The 13,920-nt window shown below is 69.7% G+C and carries 13 protein-coding genes; 7 read left to right on the top strand and 6 right to left on the bottom strand.

Translation table 11 applies throughout. The features are described from left to right. Positions 1 to 12: 12 nt before the first annotated feature. The 4 genes from QRD43_RS14825 to QRD43_RS14810 are packed head-to-tail and all read right to left on the bottom strand — an operon-like array spanning position 13 to position 4,345. Entirely contained in the window at positions 13 to 723 is a 711-nt protein-coding gene (locus QRD43_RS14825; RefSeq protein ID WP_285983279.1) for a lytic transglycosylase domain-containing protein, read from the bottom strand. Then, a complete protein-coding gene (locus QRD43_RS14820; RefSeq protein ID WP_285983278.1) occupies positions 720 to 1,268 on the bottom strand; it encodes a GNAT family N-acetyltransferase in 549 nt (182 codons plus the stop codon). Before QRD43_RS14820 ends, QRD43_RS14825 begins: the two co-directional genes overlap by 4 nt. A 5-nt stretch (positions 1,269 to 1,273) precedes the next feature. Further along, positions 1,274 to 2,326, bottom strand: coding sequence for a histone deacetylase family protein (locus tag QRD43_RS14815; protein ID WP_285983277.1), 1,053 nt, complete (start codon positions 2,324 to 2,326; stop codon positions 1,274 to 1,276). 24 nt (positions 2,327 to 2,350) lie between these two features. Beyond that, entirely contained in the window at positions 2,351 to 4,345 is a 1,995-nt protein-coding gene (locus QRD43_RS14810; RefSeq protein ID WP_285983276.1) for a DNA topoisomerase IV subunit B, read from the bottom strand. A 146-nt stretch (positions 4,346 to 4,491) separates the two neighbouring features. Here QRD43_RS14810 and QRD43_RS14805 point away from each other — a divergent pair, with 146 nt between their 5' ends. The 7 genes from QRD43_RS14805 (at position 4,492) to bamC (ending at position 11,079) form a co-directional block, all read left to right on the top strand. Beyond that, entirely contained in the window at positions 4,492 to 6,045 is a 1,554-nt protein-coding gene (locus tag QRD43_RS14805) for an amidohydrolase family protein (RefSeq protein WP_285983275.1), read from the top strand. Between the two features lie 18 nt (positions 6,046 to 6,063). Beyond that, positions 6,064 to 7,284, top strand: a complete 1,221-nt coding sequence (locus tag QRD43_RS14800) for an MFS transporter (protein WP_285983274.1) — start codon at positions 6,064 to 6,066, stop codon at positions 7,282 to 7,284. Between the two features lie 18 nt (positions 7,285 to 7,302). Next, on the top strand, positions 7,303 to 7,449 hold the full coding sequence (locus tag QRD43_RS14795) for a hypothetical protein (protein ID WP_285983273.1): 147 nt from the start codon (positions 7,303 to 7,305) through the stop codon (positions 7,447 to 7,449). Between the two features lie 56 nt (positions 7,450 to 7,505). Continuing rightward, on the top strand, positions 7,506 to 8,300 hold the full coding sequence (locus QRD43_RS14790; protein WP_285983272.1) for an SDR family oxidoreductase: 795 nt from the start codon (positions 7,506 to 7,508) through the stop codon (positions 8,298 to 8,300). A gap of 18 nt (positions 8,301 to 8,318) precedes the next feature. Next, on the top strand, positions 8,319 to 8,900 hold the full coding sequence (locus tag QRD43_RS14785; protein ID WP_285983271.1) for a class I SAM-dependent methyltransferase: 582 nt from the start codon (positions 8,319 to 8,321) through the stop codon (positions 8,898 to 8,900). 71 nt (positions 8,901 to 8,971) lie between these two features. After that, the gene (gene dapA / locus QRD43_RS14780; protein WP_285983270.1) at positions 8,972 to 9,853 is read left to right on the top strand and encodes a 4-hydroxy-tetrahydrodipicolinate synthase; all 882 of its coding nucleotides are present in this window, start codon (positions 8,972 to 8,974) and stop codon (positions 9,851 to 9,853) included. A 74-nt stretch (positions 9,854 to 9,927) separates the two neighbouring features. Then, the gene (bamC, locus tag QRD43_RS14775) at positions 9,928 to 11,079 is read left to right on the top strand and encodes an NlpB/DapX family lipoprotein (protein WP_285983269.1); all 1,152 of its coding nucleotides are present in this window, start codon (positions 9,928 to 9,930) and stop codon (positions 11,077 to 11,079) included. 987 nt (positions 11,080 to 12,066) lie between these two features. Here the strand turns inward: bamC and QRD43_RS14770 are convergent. Both QRD43_RS14770 and QRD43_RS14765 read right to left on the bottom strand, forming a co-directional pair. Beyond that, positions 12,067 to 12,588 carry a hypothetical protein gene (locus tag QRD43_RS14770; RefSeq protein WP_285983268.1) on the bottom strand — a complete coding sequence of 174 codons (522 nt, stop codon included), beginning with the start codon at positions 12,586 to 12,588 and terminating at the stop codon, positions 12,067 to 12,069. A gap of 36 nt (positions 12,589 to 12,624) precedes the next feature. Further along, the gene (locus tag QRD43_RS14765) at positions 12,625 to 13,761 is read right to left on the bottom strand and encodes a cupin domain-containing protein (RefSeq protein WP_285983267.1); all 1,137 of its coding nucleotides are present in this window, start codon (positions 13,759 to 13,761) and stop codon (positions 12,625 to 12,627) included. Positions 13,762 to 13,920 lie beyond the last annotated feature (159 nt).

Genomic DNA, 13,920 nt, shown 5'->3' with positions numbered 1-13,920 from the left:
CCTGGTGCGGGCCTACTGCTGGGAGACCGGCGCGCTGTGGAATTGCATGCCCTGCAGCTGCTGGCTCTGGCTGCGCTGCAGCAGCGCCCAGTAGAGCTCCAGCACCATCTGCACATGGGCCTGGGTTTCGTCGATGGGAGGCATGCGCCCCCCGGCCTTGCGGACCGCCGTCTCACCGGCGTTCCAGGCTGCCAGGGCCGCGTCGATGCGGCCGTAGCGCTTGATGAGGTCGGCCAGCATACGCGCGCCCAGCAGCACATTGCTGCGAGGCGTGCGCAGGCGCTGCTCGACGGGCTGCCGCGCCTCGGCGGGCGTGGCGTACTGCTCGGCCGCGATGGCGGTGATCTGCATGAGGCCGGTGGCGCCACGCGGGGAGACCACATCGGCCTTGAAGCCGCTCTCGACGGCGATCATGGCCTTGAGGAGCTCCAGGTCCACGCCGGTCTGCTGCGAGGCCTCGCGCAGATAGGGCAGCACGGCCTTGACCTCGGGGGCGAACTCCAGCCAGGTCAGCAGCGAGCGGCCGTGGTCGGTCTTGCCCGGCACGCGCTGCGGGCGGGCGCCGACGCTCATCACGGGCTGGTAGCGGTCGTCGAGGCGCTGCGCCGCGAAGTGCGCCACGCCGGCGTTGTCCACATAGGCCCACAGCTCCGCCTGCGCGGCCGGGGCCACCAGGGCGAGGGCGAGGGCGAGCGCAAGGCTCAGCACCGGCAGCCGCCTCATGCCGTTTCCTCGTCCATGGCGCGGCGGGCCTGGTACTCGCGGTCGAGCATGGACATCACGATGAGGCTGTCATAGCCATCGGCGCCCTCGAAGCTCACACGCACGCTCTCGCGCAGCCGGCCTTCCTCGACGAAGCCTTCGCTGAGGTAGAGCTGCTGCGCGCGGACGTTCAGGCCCTTCACGTCCAGCCAGAATCGGTGCGCATGCAGCTGCTGGAAGGCCAGCTGCTTGAGGAGCCGCAGGCAGGTGCGGCCGACGCCCTGCCCCTTGGGCTGGAGCACCAGGCGCTTGAGCTCGACCGAGCGATTCGGGTTGCGGCAGCCCTGCAGGATCACATAGCCGGCACGCTGCGCCTGGTGCTGCAGGTCCTCGCCCCATTCCACGATGAAGTGGCGGGAGTCCGGGAAGCGGATCGCCCCCTCGTGCTGCGTGCGCTCCCAGGGCGTGATGAAGGGCAGGTTGGCCGCGTCCTGCTCGACCGAGACGACGAAGTCCAGGTCCGAGAGCATGGTGGGGCGCAGATGCACGCGCGGCCGTCCGGTCATGGCGTTCAGACTCCTGCCCGGCCCGGCGGCACGGACTCGAAGCCCGCCAGCACGGCATGCACGTTGCGGCCGATCGCGGCCGTGGCGTAGCCGCCCTCCTGCAGGAAGAGCGTGGGGCGCTGCAGCGCGGCCAGGCGCTCGCCCATGCGACGGAACTCGGGCTCGTCGAGCTTGAAATGCGAGATGGGATCGCCGCCGTAGGTGTCCACGCCCAGCGAGACGATCAGCAGCTCCGGCGCATAGGCCTCCAGCCGCACGAGCGCCTGCTCGAAGGCGTCGAACCACTGCTCGTTGCTGGCGCCGGCGGGCAGCGGGAAGTTGGCATTGAAGCCCTCGCCCGCCCCCGCCCCGCGCTCGTCCGCGTGGCCGAGGAAGAAGGGGTACTCGGTCTGCGGATCGCCATGGACGCTCAGGAAGAGGACGTCCGGGCGCTCGTAGAAGATCGCCTGCGTGCCGTTGCCATGGTGGTAGTCGACGTCGAGGATGGCCACGCGCTGGCGGCCGGCCTCGCGTGCGGCCTGCGCGGCCACGGCGGCGTTGTTGATGAAGCAGTAGCCGCCGAAGAAGTCGGCGCCGGCATGGTGGCCGGGCGGGCGCGTGAGGCAGTAGGCCGAGCGCTCGCCGGCCAGCACGAGGTCCAGCGCGGTCAGGCTGGCCTGGGCGCCCCAGTAGGCCGCGGCCCAGGTGCCGGCGGTCAGCGGCGAGCCGCTGTCCATCGAATAGAGGCCCATGCGGGCGGCGAAGCTCTTCGGTTCGACGTCACTGCGCAGGCTGCGGATGGGCCACACGGCCGGGAAGGCCTCGCCCTGCCCGCCCAGCGCCTGCCACTCGGCATAGGCGCCCTCGACGAAGCGCAGATAGGCCGGCGCATGCACGCGCTCCAGCGGCGCGCGGCCGTGGTCGAGCACGGGCACGAACGGCCCGAGATCGCTGGCCTGCAGGGCCTGCAGCACGTAGTCGGCGCGGGCCGGGATCTCGAAGGCGTCGACCAGCTGCCCGCGGAAGAATTCCTTCTGCGCGGCGTGCTCGGCGTGACGCTCGTTGTAGACGATCTTCATGCAACGCTCCCGGCCGGCGGCCGATCAGATGTCGACCTCGACGGAATCGCCGTGCAGTTCCATCAGCTCGCGGCGCGAGGCCGCCTCGCCCTTGCCCATGAGCTTGTTGATGGCGCCCTCGGTGGCGGCGAAGTCGAACATGCCGTAGGCCACCTGCATGAGGCGGCGGGTCTCGGGATTCAGCGTGGTGTCCCAGAGCTGCTCGGCGCTCATCTCGCCCAGGCCCTTGAAGCGGCTGATAGTCCAGCTGTTCTCGCGGGCGCCTTCCTTGCGCAGCTTGTCGAGCGTGGCGGCCATCTCGCCTTCGTCCAGGGCATAGATCTTGGCCGCGGGCTTCTTGCCGCGGGCCGGCGCATCGACGCGGAACAGCGGCGGGCGGGCGACGTAGATGTGCCCGGTCTCCACCAGCTTCGGGAAGTGGCGGAAGAACAGCGTCAGCAGCAGCACCTGGATGTGGGAGCCGTCGACGTCAGCGTCCGAGAGGATGCAGATCTTGCCGTAGCGCAGATTGCTGAGGTCCGGCGCATCATTCGGGCCATGCGGATCCACGCCGATGGCGACGGAGATGTCGTGGATCTCGTTGTTCTTGAAGAGCAGGTCGCGCTCGACCTCCCAGGCATTGAGCACCTTGCCGCGCAGGGGCAGGATGGCCTGCGTCTCCTTGTTGCGGCCCATCTTGGCCGAGCCGCCGGCGGAGTCGCCCTCGACGAGGAAGAGCTCGTTGTGCAGCAGGTCGCGGCTTTCGCAGTCGGTGAGCTTGCCCGGCAGCACGGCCACGCCGGAGCCCTTGCGCTTCTCGACCTTCTGGCTGGCGCGCTGGCGCGTCTGGGCCTGCTTGATGACGAGCTCGGCCAGCTTCTTGCCGTGCTCCACGTGCTGGTTGAGCCACAGCTCCAGCTGCGGCTTGACGAAGGCGGACACGAGGCGCAGGGCGTCCCGCGAGTTCAGGCGCTCCTTGGTCTGGCCCTGGAACTGCGGGTCGAGCACCTTGGCCGAGAGCACGAAGCTGGCGCGCGAGAAGACGTCATCCGGCATCAGCTTCACGCCCTTGGGCAGCAGGCTGTGCATCTCGATGAAGCTCTTGATGGCGCCGAAGAGGCCGTCCTTCAGGCCGGACTCGTGCGTGCCGCCGGCCACGGTCGGGATGAGGTTGACGTAGCTCTCCCGCATCGGGGCGCCTTCCTCGGTGAAGGCCACGCACCACGCCGCGCCCTCGCCCTCGGCGAAGTTCTCGGTCTCGGCCTTGGTGGCGTACTGCTCGCCCTCGAACAGCGGGATCAGCGGATCGCTGTTGAGCGTCTGCATGAGGTAGTCGCGCAGGCCGCCCTTGTAGGCCCAGGTCTGGACCTCGCCGCTCTTCTCCTGCTTGAGCGTGACCGTCACGCCGGGCATCAGCACGGCCTTGGAGCGCAGCAGGTGCACCAGCTCGCCCTTGGGCAGGTCGGGGCTCTCGAAATACTTGGCATCGGGCCAGACACGCACCGTCGTGCCCTGCTTGCGATCGCCGCTGGCCGCGGGGCGCACGGTCACGGGCTCGACCACATCACCGGCCTCGAAGGCCAGGCGCGCGACCTGCTTCTCGCGCCAGACCGTCACCTCCAGTCGCTTGGCCAGGGCGTTGGTCACGCTCACGCCCACGCCGTGCAGGCCGCCGGAGAAGCTGTAGGCACCGCCCGAGCCCTTGTCGAACTTGCCCCCCGCATGCAGACGGGTGAAGACAATCTCCACGACCGGCACGCCTTCCTCGGGGTGCAGGCCGAAGGGAATGCCACGGCCGTCGTCCTCGATGGTGATGGAGCCGTCGGTGTGCTGGGTGAGGTCGATGCGGCGGCCGAAGCCGGCCAGGGCCTCGTCGGCGGCGTTGTCGATCACCTCCTGGATGATGTGCAGGGGGTTGTCCGTCCGGGTGTACATGCCCGGGCGCTGCTTGACGGGCTCCAGGCCCTTGAGAACGCGGATCGAGGCCTCGCCGTAGCCCGAGGGCGCGGCGGAGGCGGGGGTGACTGCTTTGCTTGCCATGGCGGCGATTGTAGGGAGGCGCCGGCCCCCCTCCCGCGACGGCGGCCGGGGAATCCCCAAGAGTGACTTGAGCCGGACGGCCTGTTTCCGTCGTAGCATCCGCCACTTTGCTGAAGCCCTGGGGGTCGCCCGTCTTGCCGTACGCCTTGCGAATTTCCGTCCTGCTGGCCGCCCTGACCCTGGGCGGCGTGACCTGGGCCCAATCGCCCTCGGCCCCTCCCGCGGCCCCGGCGCCCGGCAAGCCCCAGCCCTTCAAGGCCAGCGCACCGCTGGCCATGGAGCTGCACAACGCCCGCTGGTTCGACGGCCAGGGCTTCCAGAAGGGCACGCTGTACGTCGTCGACGGCAAGTTCACCAAGGCGCGCCCCAAGCGCATCCACCGCCGCCTGGAGCTGCGGGACCAGTACCTCATCCCGCCCCTGGCCGAGGCCAACAACCACAACCTCCAGAGCGCCTGGGGCGTGCAGAACTTCGGCCAGCGCTATCTGCAGGACGGCGTCTTCTATGCCGCCATGCAGTGCGGCGACCCGGACAGCATCGCCAGCGCCCGCCCCCTGCTGAACCAGCCGGACAGCGTGGACGTGAGCTTCACCACCGCCTGCGTCACCAGCTCCGACGGCCACCCGCTGGCGCCCCTGCTGGCCCAGCCGGTAGGCGACGGTCAGCCGCCGCGCCAGGTCAGCGACTTCGCGGACCGCCAGCTGCTGCTGGTCGACAGCCCGGAGCAGGCCCAGCAGAAGTGGCCGCTCGTCGGGCCGCGCAAGACCGACTGGCTCAAGATCATCCTGGCCTACAGCGACCGCCCCGAGCTGCGCGGCACGCCCGAGGCGATGGGCCGCCTGGGCCTCAGCCCCGAGACGGCTGCGGCACTTGTGCGATTGGCGCACAAGGACAGGCTGCCGGTCAGCGCCCATGTCGAGACGGCCGCGGACTTCAAGGCGGCCCTGGACGCCGGTGCCGACCAGATCGGCCATGTACCCGGCTACTTCGCCGGTTTTGGCGACGCGCCTGGACGCTTCCGACTGGACGAGGCCACCGCACGCCAGGCCGCTGCCCAGAAGACCCAGGTGCTGACGGCGACCGTCGCCAACACCCTCTTCCCCATGAGCGAGGAGCAGCGCCAGGCGCAGCGCCAGGTGCTGGCGGAGAACCTGCGTCAGCTCAAGGCGGCCGGGGCCATGCTGCTGCTGGGCTCGGACAACTTCCCGGGCACCTCGCTGGCCGAGGTGCACCACCTGGCGGGGCTCGAGGTCTTCACGCCGGCCGAGCTGCTCAAGCTGGCCAGCATCACCACGCCACGCGCGCTCTTCCCCAAGCGGCGCCTGGCCTGCTTCGACGACGGCTGCGAGGCGAGCTTCCTCGTGCTGGTCGCCAATCCGCTGGATGACCTGCATGTGCTGGACAAGCCGCTCATGCGCATCAAGGAAGGGCGCCTGCTCACCCTGCTGGACAGCGTCGCCGAGGCCAGCGACGCCAGCACCGAGGCCACGGCGGCCGCCGCCGCGGCCAAGCCCTCCAAGGGCAAGAAGACCGCCGCCGCCAAGCCGGGCAGCAAGGGCAGCACCAAGGGCGCCACGCGCAGCAGCGCGAAGCCCGCCAGCAAGGCAGGCGCCGCCACCGCCCGCAGGACCAGCGCCGCCCCGTCCAAATCCCTGCGCGCCAGTGCGGCAGTCCAGCAGGGGACAGCCAAGCGGCGCTGAAGCCCTTACATTGCGGCGATGCAGTCCCCCGCCGTGCCCACCCGCTCCCCCTCCGTCCAGCAGGTCCTGCTGTGCGGAGCCCTCATCGTGACGCTCTCCATGGGCATTCGCCACGGCTTCGGCCTGTGGCTGCAGCCCATCACGGTGGAGCGCGGCTGGCCCCGTGAGACCTTCGCCTTCGCCCTGGCCATCCAGAACCTCGCCTGGGGTGCCGCCGGCCCGATCGCCGGCCTCCTGGCGGACCGCTTCGGCGCCTGGAAGGCCCTGGTCGCCGGCGCCCTGCTCTATGCGCTGGGCCTGCTGCTGATGTCGGTCTCGCAATCGGGGCTGGCCTTCACCGGCAGCGCCGGCCTGCTGATCGGCCTGGCCCAGTCCGCCACCACCTATGCGGTGATCTACGGCGTGCTGGGGCGCGCCGTGAGCCCGGAGAAGCGCTCCTGGGCCTTTGGCGTCGCCGCCGCGGCGGGCTCCTTCGGGCAGTTCTGCATGATCCCTATCGAGAGCCGCCTGATCGCCGGCATCGGCTGGCAACAGGCGCTGTGGGTGCTGGCGGGCGCGGCGCTGCTGATCATTCCCCTGGCCCTGGGCCTGCGTGAAAAGGGCCCGGCCGCGGCCCACACCGGCCACCAGCAGAGCATTCTGCAAGCCCTGCGGGAGGCCTTCGGCTACCGCAGCTTCCAGCTGCTGATGCTGGGCTATTTCGTCTGCGGTTTCCAGGTCGTGTTCATCGCGGTCCACATGCCCAGCTACCTCAAGGACCACGGCCTGGACCCCGGCCTCGCGACCACGTCGCTGGCGCTGATCGGCCTCTTCAACATCTTCGGCACCTACACCGCCGGCCTGCTGGGCCAGCGCTATCCCAAGCGCTACCTGCTGTCGGCCATCTACGGTCTGCGGGCCATCACCATCACCCTCTTCCTGCTGGCGCCGCTGAGTGCGCCGAGCGTCTGGGTGTTCTCGGCCGTGATCGGCTTCCTGTGGCTCTCCACCGTGCCGCCGACCAACGCCGTGGTGCTGCAGATCTTCGGGCCGCAGCACATGTCCATGCTGGGCGGCTTCGTGTTCTTCAGTCACCAGATCGGCAGCTTCCTGGGCGTGTGGCTCGGGGGCAAGCTCTATGACGCCACGGGCAGCTACGACGTCGTCTGGCTGCTGGCCATCGCCCTGGGGGTGATGGCGGCACTCGTCAACCTGCCGGTGCGCGAGCAGGCCATCGCGCGCCAGCCCCTGCCCGCCTGAGGCGCCGCGCGAGGGCACATGGGCAACGCTGCGTCGCGCACGCCCGGCTGGCGCACCTGGCTCTGGCGAGGCATCATCGCGCTCGCGCTGGTCCTGGCCTTCGTGGCCTACCAGGACCCGCACCTGATGCTGCAGCTGGGCAACCAGCTGCTCAGCTGCTTCTGAGCCGCGCGGGCCCGCCTCCGGCGCCCCGCGGGCCCCATCCATCTGCAGGACCCCACATGATCGTCATCATCACCGGCGCCTCCGACGGCATCGGCGCCGAGCTGGCCCGCCAGTGGGCCACATGCCACGGTGCCGGACTGCGTCTGGTGCTCAGCGGGCGACAGCTGCCCAAGCTCCAGGCCGTGTCGGCCCACTGCGAAGCGCTGGGCGCCACGGTGCTGGTGCATGCGGCCGATCTCTCCACGCAGGCGGCCTGCCAGGGCCTCATCCGCGCCGCCACCGAGGCCTTCGGCGGCATCGACGTGCTCGTCAACAACGCCGGCATGTCGGCCCATGCGCTGCTGGAAGACGTGCAGGATCTCGCCTGGTACGAGGCGCTCATGCGCACCAATCACTGGAGCGCCGTGTGGTGCAGCCATGCCGCACTGCCCTGGCTCAAGGCCAGCCAGGGTCGCCTGGTGGCGGTGTCCAGCCTGGCCGGGCTCGTCGGCGTGCCGGGGCGCACGGCCTACAGCGCGACGAAGTTCGCCATGACCGGCTTCTTCGAGGCGCTGCGCGTGGAGCTGCAGCCGGTCGGCGTGTCCGTCACCATCGCCTACCCGGGCGTGGTGGCCACGGAGATCCGCTACCGCGGCTATGGCGCCGACGGCCAGCCGGCCGGCCGCAGCGGCCTGGACGAGCGCGGCGCCATGAGCGTCCAGACCTGCGCGCGCCTCATCTTGGACGGCGCCCTGCAGCGCGAGCGCGACATCGTCATGAGCGCGAAGGGCAAGCTGGGCCGCTGGCTGAAGCTCATCGCGCCGCGGCTCGTGGACCGGCTGGCCCTCAAGGCGCTGAACCAGTCCCATTGACCCCACCGCCCGCCTGACATGCAAGACCTGACCCCGCCCCCGGCCGCGCTCGCACCGCCCTCCCCCTGGCTGCTGCGCTGGCAGCGCCACTTCGCACCGGGCCAGACGGCCCTGGACCTCGCCTGTGGCAGCGGCCGGCACGTGCGCTGGCTGCGGGCGCAGGGCCTGCAGGTCTGTGCCGTGGACCGCGACGCCCTGGCGCTCGAGGGCCTGCGGGACTGCGGCGCCGAGCGGATCGAGGCGGACCTCGAGGGCGCGCCCTGGCCCCTCGGCGACCGCCACTTCGACCTCGTGCTGGTCACGAACTACCTCTGGCGCCCGCTGCTGCCGCGCATCGTCGAGGCCGTGGCGCCCGGCGGCTGGCTGATCTACGAGACCTTTGCGGAGGGCCACCAGCGGATCGGCCGCCCGTCCCGCCCGGACTTTCTGCTGCGCCCCGGCGAGCTGCTGGCCGCCGCGGCGGGGCTGCGCATCGTGGCCTACGAAGACGGCTTCGTCGATGGCGATGGCGCAGCCGTCAACCCCCGGCAGATCCAGCGCGTTGCCGCCGTTCGCGAGCGAACGCCGGGCGACCTGCAGGCGCGCTATCACCTCACTTGAAGACCTGAGCGGCCACTTCGGCAAGACCCGTCCGCCGCTTCAGTAGAATCAGCTGATTACGAGGAACCCTCATGAAACCGATTCTTGGCAGCATCGTGGCCCTGGTGACCCCGATGCAGGAAGACGGCAGCGTCGACTATGACGCCCTGCGCCGCCTGATCGACTGGCACATCGCCGAAGGCACCGACTGCATCGGCGTGGTCGGCACCACGGGCGAGTCCCCCACCGTCACGGTCGACGAACACTGCGAGATCATCCGCGTGGCCGTCGAGCACGCCGCCAAGCGCGTGCCCATCATGGCGGGCACCGGGGCCAACAGCACCGCCGAGGCCATCAACCTCAGCCGCTTCGCCAAGTCGGTCGGTGCCGACTGCACGCTGTCGGTCGTGCCCTACTACAACAAGCCCTCGCAGGAAGGCATCTACCAGCACTACAAGGCGATCGCCGAGGCCGTGGACATCCCCATGATGCTCTACAACGTGCCAGGCCGCACCGTGGCGGACATGAGCCCGGACACCGCCCTGCGCTGCGCCAGCCTGCCCGGCGTGTTCGGCGTCAAGGAAGCCACCGGCAACATCGAGCGCGCGGCCTATCTGGTCAAGCATGCCCCGAAGGGCTTCCACATCTACTCGGGTGACGACGGCACCGCGATCGCCCTCATGCTGCTGGGCGGCCACGGCAACGTCAGCGTGACCGCCAACGTGGCCCCGCGCGCCATGCACGCGCTGTGCAAGGCGGCGCTGGCCGGCGACGTCAAGGAAGCCACCCGCATCCACTTCCAGCTGCTCAACCTGCACAAGCAGCTGTTCTGCGAACCCAGTCCGGCCCCCACCAAGTGGGCGCTGGAGCGCCTGGGCCGCTGCAAGGCCGCCCTGCGCCTGCCCATCACGCCGCTCACCGCGGCGGGTCAGGCCAGCGTCGAGCAGGCCCTGCGCGAAGGCGGCCTGCTGTGATTTGAGGTGTGCGCCGCGGATTTGGCTCAAATCTGCGGTACAACACCGCCCGTGTTCTCTTGGAGATGTCTAGCGTGACTCGTTCTCTTTCTGCCCCGACCAAGGGCCTCGCCTGCGGTCTTGTCCTGGTTTCGCTGACGGCCTGCAGCTCCATCGAAGGCGTGATCGGCTCCGACAAGGTCGACTACCGCAGCGGCGCCAAGCAGACGAGTGGCCTGGACGTGCCGCCGGATCTGACCCAGCTGAACCAGGAGCGCCGCAACAACGGCGGCGTGGTCACCGCGTCCGAGCTGGCCTCCCAGAAGACGGCGCCCCGCAGCGCCGCGGCCACGGCTGCAGCCGGCAATGTCGCCCTCAATGCCGTGGGTGACATCAAGCTGGAGCGCGTCAATGGCCAGCGCGTGCTGCGCAGCAGCCTGACGCCCGAGCAGCTGTGGCCCCAGATCCATGCCTTCTGGACCGGCCTCGGCTTCGAGATCGCCTCCGAGCAGGCGGAAGTCGGCGTGATGGAAACCAGCTGGGCCGAGAACCGCGCCAAGCTGCCGCTGGACTTCATCCGTCGCACCATTGGCCAGGCCCTGGACAACCTCTACTCCACCGGCGAGCGCGACAAGTACCGCACGCGCATCGAGCGCGTCAATGGCGGTACCGAGATCGCGATCTACCACCGCGGCATGCAAGAGGTCTACACCAGCCAGCAACGCGACCAGACCGTGTGGCAGCCCCGCGCGGCCGATCCCTCGCTGGAAGGCGAGATGCTGTCGCGCCTGATGCTCAAGCTGGGCGGCCGTGAAGAGGCGGCCAAGGAAGCCCTGCAGGCCAACACGGGCGCTGCGGCGGCCACCACCAAGCTGACGGCCGAGCCCGCTGCGCGCAACCTGGCCGACGTGCCGAGCAGCCTGACGGTCAACGAGGACTTCGATCGCGCCTGGCGCCGTGTCGGCCAGTCCCTGGATCGCCACGGCTTCACCGTGGAAGACCGCGACCGCAAGCTGGGCCTGTTCTTCCTGCGCTACGCCGATCCCAACATGGTCGGCAAGGAAGAGCCCAACTTCTTCTCCAAGCTCTTCGGCTTCGGCAAGACGGTCACGGCCAACCGCTATCGCGTGCTCGTCAAGTCGGACGGCGCCAAGACGGTCGTGAGCATCACCGACCCGCAAGGCGTCCAGCAGACGGACGACAACGCCAAGCGCATCCTGTCGCTGCTGCAAGAAGACCTGCGATAACAGGAGCGGGGCGAGTCCCCGCGCCGGCTCTGCAGAGGAAAGCCCCTGAGCGCTACGGTGTCAGGGGCTTTTTTTCGTCGCAGGGACGCGGGGGTGGGAGCGCAGGTGCGGGTGCGGATGCAAGGCCAAGGCCAACGACCAAGGATCGAGGACTGAGGACTGAGGGTCTGGTGACTGGGGACGTGGCCTCACCGCCGTAGCGAGGCAGCGATCCTCCCAGGCACCGCCATCCCCTGCCCCAACCGAGCGCACGCCAAATGGCAGGCAGGCGCGTTGGCTCCGTGCCCCCCCGCCGTCGCCTGCCGGCGCCGGCTCCTCCTTTGACCTCCGCCAACACGCCCACCTGCCATTCGGCTGATCCGCCGGGGGTTGCCGCTGCCGCTGCAGATGCAGGGTGCTGGTCCGGGTGACGGGGGCTGGCAGTGAGGCCAGCGCCGGGGCGGTCGTCCGTCACGCGGGCGCAGGGTGTCGGGGGCTCATGCCCCAGGGAGTGCCTGTGCCGGCTTTGGCGCGGGATCGGAGCCGGCGGCGTGGAGGAGGAAAAGGTTCAGGCAAAGAAAAAACCGCCGGCCTTGCGGCACGGCGGTTTTTCCTGAATCGGGGATCCGATTACTTGCTGGCAGCAGCCGAAGCAGCGTCAGCAGCGGCGGGAGCCGAAGCGTCAGCGGCCGGAGCCGAAGCGGCTTCCGAAGCGGCGGGAGCCGGAGCAGCGGCGGGAGCCGGAGCAGCAGCAGGAGCTTCTTCAGCCTTCTTGCCGCAAGCGGTCAGGGCAGCAGCAGCCAGCAGGGAAGCCAACAGGATCGACTTATTCATACTTGTCCTCAAGATCTATTAGACGAAGATTCAATTACCGGTAATTCTTCGAGAGGACTGCGTCCGCATCGCCAAAACGATTGCGTCCCCAGCCACCCCAACAGAACAAGACGTGGAAACCTCGAGCGCTTCCCTCGCCTAGCCCGAAATTATAGCGTCAGCTTTTCGCGCTAGTCAGAGTCCCAAAGTGCTGGAAGCGAAGGATTCTTCGGAACGTTGCGAGACCGCATCAAACCACTCGAGTGCTGCGCCCTGCGCACCCGCATCGCTCTCCACGACGGCCCGCCCCTGCCGCGCATCCAGCAGGCGCCACAGCCGGGGCGGCTCGCCCAGCAGCAGCCCGGCCGGGCGGCGGTGATCCACCGGGCCTTCGTCGCTCAGCTGGCGTGCCTCCACGGCGTGCCCGTACAGCTGGCGCCACTGCACGAAACGGGGATGGCGGCGGGCGAGCGCCTCGTAGTCATGGGCCAGCAGCCGCAGGCGACGCTGGGGAGCGACCCACTGCCGCAAGGCCTCCAGCACGGCCGGGTTGGACAGGGGCCACCGCTGGAAGTCCGTGTCGAAGCAGCAGATCTGCAGCGCCCCGCCGCGGCAGGCGCGCAGCAGCTCGTCCAGCAGAGCCTGCTCGACGGCGACCTGGCCCTGCACCAGCAGGCGCTCGGTCTGCGCCGCTGAGTCGTTCGTCGAATCGTCCATGAAGCCACCTCCTGGCAAGCCGCAAGCCGGGCCGGATCAGCCGATCTGCACGACGTCGGCCTGCACCCAGCCGTCCTCCGCCCACTGGTCCAGCAGATCGCGGGCACCCTCGGACAGCTGGGCCACCTCCTTGGCCGTCAATGCGCGCTGATCGGCCAGACGGCGCATCAGCCGGGCGTCCCGGCCACCGGCGCGGTAGGACTCGCCGTTGATGAAGACATGGGCCGTGTCATACATCATGCGGCTTCGCCGGTCCAGCACGGCACCGGCGCCGTCCGGCAGGGCCTCGCCCATCTCGAAGAACACCTTGGGCTTGGGCTCCGTGAGCGCCTCGCCCAGCGCTCGCTCCAGGGCCAGCGGCTCGCGCAGGGCGCGCTCGCAGGCATCGCGGGAGAAGTCCAGCAGCTGCTGCGGGATGGCACCGGGCGTCTCGGTGGCCGGCTGCTTCGGGTCGGCGTACATCTTGTTGGCATAGGCCTGGGACTCGTCGTCCATCAGCCGCTGCAGCAGCTCGCGGGCCAGTTCGGCGCGCCAGGGCGTGCGGAAGCCCACCGAGCAGGTCATGCATTCGCCGAGGGCAATGCCGTCGTGCGCCCAGCCCGGCGGCAGGTAGAGCATGTCGCCCGGCTCCAGGGTGAATTCCTGCTCGGGCTCGAAGTCCGCCAGCAGCTTGACCGGCACATCCGGCCGCAGGGCGCCCGTCGTGGCATGCCCCTGGCGGCCGATGCGCCAATGACGCTTGCCATGGACCTGGATCAGGAAGACGTCATAGGAGTCGAAGTGCGGACCGACGCCGCCGCCGTCGGTGGCGTAGGAGATCATCAGGTCGTCCAGCCGCGCCTCGGGCACGAAGCGGAACTTCGCCAGCAGCGCCTGAGCCGCCTGCACATGCAGGTCCAGCCCCTGCACGAGCACCGTCCAGCCCGGCTTGCTCCAGGGCGGCAGCTTGTTCACGGGGCCGTGCTTCAGTGCCCACTTGCCGTCGAACTGCGAAACCAGGCGGGACTCCACGTCCTCGCTGGCGGCCAGGGCGGCGAGCTCGCTGCGGCTGGCGGGGGGCTGGATGCCGGGCAGCGCCTGGCGCACCAGCAGCGGCTTGCGCTGCCAGTACTGGCGCATGAATTGCTCAGGGCTGAGGCCGCCCAGCAGCGGGGTCGAGGTTTGGATGTTCATGCCGCGATTGTGCGCGAGCCGACGTCCCGGATTCGAGATGCGCGACCGCCACGGCGTCCCGATCTTGGGATAGCGCAAGGTCCGGTGTCGCCCCCGGCCGCCCGCTGCGCCCGGGCCCGAGGGGCTTCGGGCGCCTGGCACGAGTCCTGCAATCAGCCC

Origin of the sequence: Roseateles subflavus (genome assembly GCF_030285365.1) — a bacterium.
In the GTDB taxonomy this organism is placed as follows: domain Bacteria; phylum Pseudomonadota; class Gammaproteobacteria; order Burkholderiales; family Burkholderiaceae_C; genus Roseateles_B; species Roseateles_B subflavus.
The sequence above is the reverse complement of the archived record's forward strand: the minus strand, read 5'-3'. Positions and strand labels throughout refer to the sequence as shown.